At 71.3% G+C, this 4,986-nt stretch carries 4 protein-coding genes; all 4 read left to right on the forward strand.

Going from position 1 to position 4,986, the window contains the following annotated elements:
* Nucleotides 1-197 precede the first annotated feature (197 nt).
* The 4 genes from DI269_RS13760 (at nucleotide 198) to DI269_RS13775 (ending at nucleotide 4,948) form a co-directional block, all read left to right on the forward strand.
* Nucleotides 198-1,337 carry a sensor histidine kinase gene (locus tag DI269_RS13760; RefSeq protein ID WP_157974979.1) on the forward strand — a complete coding sequence of 380 codons (1,140 nt, stop codon included), beginning with the start codon at nucleotides 198-200 and terminating at the stop codon, nucleotides 1,335-1,337.
* Entirely contained in the window at nucleotides 1,334-2,005 is a 672-nt protein-coding gene (locus DI269_RS13765; protein ID WP_112136775.1) for a response regulator transcription factor, read from the forward strand. Before DI269_RS13760 ends, DI269_RS13765 begins: the two co-directional genes overlap by 4 nt.
* 107 nt (nucleotides 2,006-2,112) lie before the next feature.
* The gene (locus DI269_RS13770) at nucleotides 2,113-4,224 is read left to right on the forward strand and encodes an MMPL family transporter (protein ID WP_112136777.1); all 2,112 of its coding nucleotides are present in this window, start codon (nucleotides 2,113-2,115) and stop codon (nucleotides 4,222-4,224) included.
* 190 nt (nucleotides 4,225-4,414) lie between these two features.
* Nucleotides 4,415-4,948, forward strand: a complete 534-nt coding sequence (locus tag DI269_RS13775; protein ID WP_112136779.1) for an HdeD family acid-resistance protein — start codon at nucleotides 4,415-4,417, stop codon at nucleotides 4,946-4,948.
* Nucleotides 4,949-4,986: the final 38 nt, after the last annotated feature.

The raw sequence follows: 4,986 nt of genomic DNA on the forward strand, positions 1-4,986 counted from the left end.
CAGGGCGGCCCGAACCCGAAGGGCGGCAAGGGCGGCGGACGCCAGCAGCCGCGCCAGGGCGGCGGGCGGCAGGCTGCGCCGGAGAGCGCGATGGCCGAGGCGCTGCGGCGCGCGGGCCTGACGAAGTGACCTGGGCGCAGTCGTAGTAGTGCGAGGAGCGCCCGGCGGGGGTCGGGCGCTCCTCTTAGGCTGTGGTGGTGAAGCCCAGTTCCCTGTTCCGGCCGATGGACCTCGTCGTGGGGGCCGTCAATGCGGTCGTGGTCATCTCGTGGTCGTTCGTGCAGTGGGAGCTGCGGGTCCCGGACGTGCAGGGCCTCAACGAGAACCTCGGCTGGATCGTCATGTCGGTGTCGGTGGTGGCGCTGTTCTTCCGGTCGGCGTTCCCGCTGACCGTCACGCTCATCACCTGGGCGGCGACGCTCGTGTACTACCCGGCGTCCTCGACCGACGGTCCGATGCTGTCGGCGTTCGTCATCTCCCTGTACACGCTCGCGGCACTGGGGCACCTGGTCGCGGCCTCGGCGATCGCAGCGTCGACGTTCGTGATCGTCGTGGTCTCCGAGGTCATCGCGAACTTCGCGCACATGACCGAGAGCGAGACGCTCATGCTCGGCGGGTGGATCGTCGCGGTCCCTGCGATCGGGGCCGTGGTCGCGCACTACCGGCGCTACCGGGCCGAGACCCTGGTGGCGCTGGAGGAGACGCGGCGGCGCAGCGTCGCCGAGGAGCGCATCCGGATCGCACGCGACCTGCACGACGCGGTCGGGCACCACCTGTCGCTCATCAACGTGCAGACCGCGGCCGCGCTCAGGCGCCTCCGCAAGGACCCCGGGTACCGGACCGAGGAGGTCCTGGAGGTCGTCGCGCAGACCAGTCAGCTGTCGCTGCGGGAGCTGCGCGCGATGGTCGGGGTGCTGCGCGAGGCCGACGAGGACTCCCCGACCGGGCCCGGGCCGAACCTGGAGCAGCTGCCGTCCCTCGTGGACGCGGCGCGGGCCTCGGGGCTCGACGTGGAGCTGCGGATCGACGGCGGCGCGGAGCTGCCCGTGGCGGTGGAGGCCGCGGCGTACCGGGTGGTGCAGGAGTCGCTGACGAACGTGCTGCGACACGCGCGGGCTTCCCGCGTGCAGGTGAAGGTGGTCATCGGGACGTCGACGCTGGCGATCGCGGTCGTCGACGACGGCGTCGGCGATGCCAAGGGCGCCAAAGCGCCAGGGAACGGTCTGACGGGGATGCGCGAGCGGGCCGAGGGGCTCGGCGGTACCTTCAACGCGGGGCCGCGCGAGGACGGCGGCTTCGTCGTCGAGGCCGCGTGGCCGTTGGAGGTGCCGAAGTGATCCGGGTGATGCTCGTCGACGACCAGCGGCTGGTGCGCGCCGGATTCGCGTCGATCCTCGGCGACGAGGAGGACTTCGAGCTGGTCGGCGAGGCCGGGGACGGCGTCGACGCCCTGGAGCTGGTGCGCAGCAAGCGCCCCGACGTGGTGCTCATGGACATCCGGATGCCGCGCATGGACGGCCTGGAGGCGACCGAGCGGATCGGGCGCGACCCGAAGCTCGACGGCGTCAAGGTGGTCATCCTGACGACGTTCGACGAGGACGACTACGTGTACCGGGCCCTGCGGGCCGGCGCGAGCGGGTTCCTCGTCAAGGACACCGACCCCGACGAGTTGATCCACGCGATCCGGGTGGTCGCGGCGGGCGAGGCGCTCATCTCGCCGAAGGTGACGCGGCGGCTCATCGCCGAGTTCGCCGGGCGCGTCGCGCGGCCCGAGCCGAGCTCGAAGCTCGGCGCTTTGACCGAGCGCGAGACCGAGGTCCTCAAGCTCGTGGCGACGGGCATGAGCAACGACGAGATCGCAGGGTCGCTGTTCCTGTCCCCGGCCACCGCGAAGACGCACGTCAGCCGCATCATGTCGAAGCTGTCGGCGCGCGACCGGGCGCAGCTGGTGGTGACCGCATACGAAGCCGGGTTGGTCCGCCCTACGTGGACCGACGGACAGTGATGCTACCGGGGACGTACGACACCGCCGGGCCGTGATCCCGGGGGCGTAGCGCGATCACCGCCGCCGAGCCGATGCGGCGCGAGGTCGTTCATTGGGATGGTCACGGCATGGAACCAGACCTCGCCCCCGCCCGCTCGCGCATGGCCCGCCTGTCCGACTGGACCCAGCGCCGGCCCCTTGTCGCGCTCCTGTCGTGGGTCCTCGTGTTCGCCGCCTCGATCGGCGCCGCCGCGGCGATCGGCTCGGCCTTCGACGACGACTACTCGATGCCCGGGACCGAGTCCCAGGAACTCTCCGACCTGCTCGCCGACCGCGCGCCCGACGCCGACCAGGTGAGCGTGCAGGTCGTCTTCGCCGCCGACGACGTCGCGGCCGAGCAGGACCGCGTCGCCTCGCTCCTGGCCGAGATCGGGGCGATGCCCGGCGTCGGGGACGTCACCGACCCGTTCACCGAGCCCGGCGCGATCAGCGAGGACGGCACCGTCGGCTACGCGACCGCCGCGTTCGACGGGACCACCGCCGAGGCCGCCGAACTGCTGCCGCTGGCCGAGGACGCCGCCGGGGACGGCCTCGACGTCGTGCTCGGCGGCGACCCGATCCGCGAGGCCGAGGAGGGCGGCGGCGGGGCCGCCGAAGGCATCGGCATCCTTGCGGCCCTGGTGATCCTGGTGCTCATGTTCGGGTCGTTCCTGGCCGCGAGCCTCCCGCTCATCACCGCCGTGTTCGCCGTCGGCACCACGTTCTGCCTGGCGCAGATCGTCTCCCACGTGACGACCCTGCCGACGTACCTGACGCCGATCCTGTTCCTGGTGGGCCTGGGCGTCGGCGTCGACTACGCCCTCCTGATCTTCGCGCGCTTCCGCTCCGAACTCCTCGGCGGCGCGACCCGCCGCGACGCCGCCGCGACCGCCCTCGACACCGCGGGCCGGTCCGTCCTGTTCGCCGGGTCCGTCGTCATCGTCGCGCTCATCGGCCTGTACGCGCTCGGACTCGGCTCGCTGCAAGCGGTCGCGATCGCCGTCGCACTCGTGGTGCTGGTGACGATGGCGGCATCCGTGACGCTCCTGCCGGGGCTCCTGGGGCTGTTCGGCAAGCGCATCGAGAAGCGGGTCCGCAAGCACGCGGCAAAGGCCAAGGGCGTGCCCGGGCGACGCTGGAACGCGTGGTCGCGCCTGGTCGAGAAGCAGGCGTGGCTCGCGATCGCCCTGGTCACCGTGGGCCTCGTGGCGCTCTCGGCGCCGCTGACGGGCATCCAGCTCGGCTTCGCCGACGCCGGCAGCGAGTCCGAGGAGCTCCAGAGCCGCCGGGCGTACGACCTGCTCTCCGACGGCTTCGGCAAGGGCTTCAACGGCCCGCTCCTGGTCGTCACCGACGGCACCGAGGCCGACGCGCAGGCCGCGTACACGGCGATCGACGGGCTGGACACCGTCGAGTTCGTGTCCCCGGCGTTCCCGATCGGCGAGGACCTGTGGATGTCCACCGTGATGGGCACCGGCGGGCCCGCCGACGAGGCCACCGTGGACCTGGTGCACCAGCTGCGCGGCGACGTCCTCGACGACGCCGCGGGCGACCAGTACGTCGGCGGCGCGACCGCCGCCGCGATCGACTTCAGCGACATCATCGAGCAGCGCTCCCCGCTGCTGCTCGTGCTCGTCGTCGGCCTGTCGATGCTCCTGCTCATGGTCGTCTTCCGCTCGATCCTCATCCCCCTCAAGGCCGCGGTCCTCAACCTGCTCACCATCGGCGCGAGCCTCGGCCTGGTCACCTGGGTGTTCCAGGACGGCATTCTCGGCGCCGAACCCGGGCCGATCGAGGCGTTCGTGCCCGTCATGTCCTTCGCGATCATCTTCGGGCTCTCGATGGACTACGAGGTGTTCCTCATGTCCCGCATGAGGGAGGAATGGGTCCGCACCGGCGACGCCCGGGTCGCGGTCCGCCGGGGCCTCGCCTCGACCGGCGGCGTCGTCACCGCCGCGGCCGCGATCATGATCGCCGTCTTCGGCGCGTTCATCTTCAGCGAATCGCGCCTGCTCCAGCAGTTCGGCGTCGGCATGGCCGCCGCGATCTTCATCGACGCCTTCGTCATCCGCGTCCTCCTGGTCCCCGCGATCATGAAGGTCTTCGGCCGCGCCGCCTGGTGGATGCCCGCCTGGCTCGACCGCGCCCTCCCCCACGTCACCGTCGAACCCGAACCCGACCGCGAACCGGCCAGAATCTGACCAGGAAACCGAGGGGCCCCGGCGCGCTGCGCCGGGGCCCTTTCGCGCATTCGCGCGACTGTGCCTTCAGCCGCGCATTCGCGCGGCTGTGCCCCCGGCCGCGCATTCGCGCGGAATTCGCGCGTTCGGGGCGTTCGGGGTCTAGCGTGGCAAGTGCAGGCGTTATCGCAGGTGGAACGGGGTGATTGCGATGCTGGAACTGCTCGCCAAGAACTGGGCCTGGGTGCTCGTGCGCGGGGTCTTCACGATCGTGTTCGGCGTGCTGGCGGTGTTCTGGCCCGGGATCACGCTCATCGCGCTGGTGATCCTGTTCGGGGCCTATGCGGTGGTCGACGGCATCACCGCGATCGCGATGGGGCTGCGCAGGCACAGCGGGCGCGGGTTCCTCATCTTCATGGGCGTGCTCGGGGTCGTCGCGGGCCTCATCGCGCTGATCTGGCCGGGGATCTCGGCGCTGGCGCTGCTGTACGTGATCGCGTTCTGGGCGATCGTCACCGGCATCGGGTCGATCGTGAACGGGTTCGGGCTCACCGGGGACGCGGGCGGGCGGTGGCTGTTCATCCTGTCCGGGCTCGCCGGGGTCGTCTTGGGCATCCTGCTGCTCGCCAAGCCCGGGAAGGGCGCCATCGCCTTGGTGGTGACGATCGGGTTCTTCGCGATCATCTGGGGGCTGCTGACGGTCATCACGAGCGTGAGGCTGCGGAGACTGTCCAAAGAGGTATGAGACTGAGAACATGGAGAGCGGCCCGCGCATCGCGCGGG

Source organism: Glycomyces dulcitolivorans, assembly GCF_003265355.1.
In the GTDB taxonomy this organism is placed as follows: domain Bacteria; phylum Actinomycetota; class Actinomycetes; order Mycobacteriales; family Micromonosporaceae; genus Glycomyces; species Glycomyces dulcitolivorans.

Excerpts from the sequence above, each read along its gene's own strand:
- DI269_RS13775 (WP_112136779.1), top strand. The coding sequence starts at position 4,415 with ATGCTGGAACTGCTCGCCAAGAACTGGGCCTGGGTGCTCGTGCGCGGG.
- DI269_RS13770 (WP_112136777.1), top strand. The coding sequence starts at position 2,113 with ATGGAACCAGACCTCGCCCCCGCCCGCTCGCGCATGGCCCGCCTGTCC.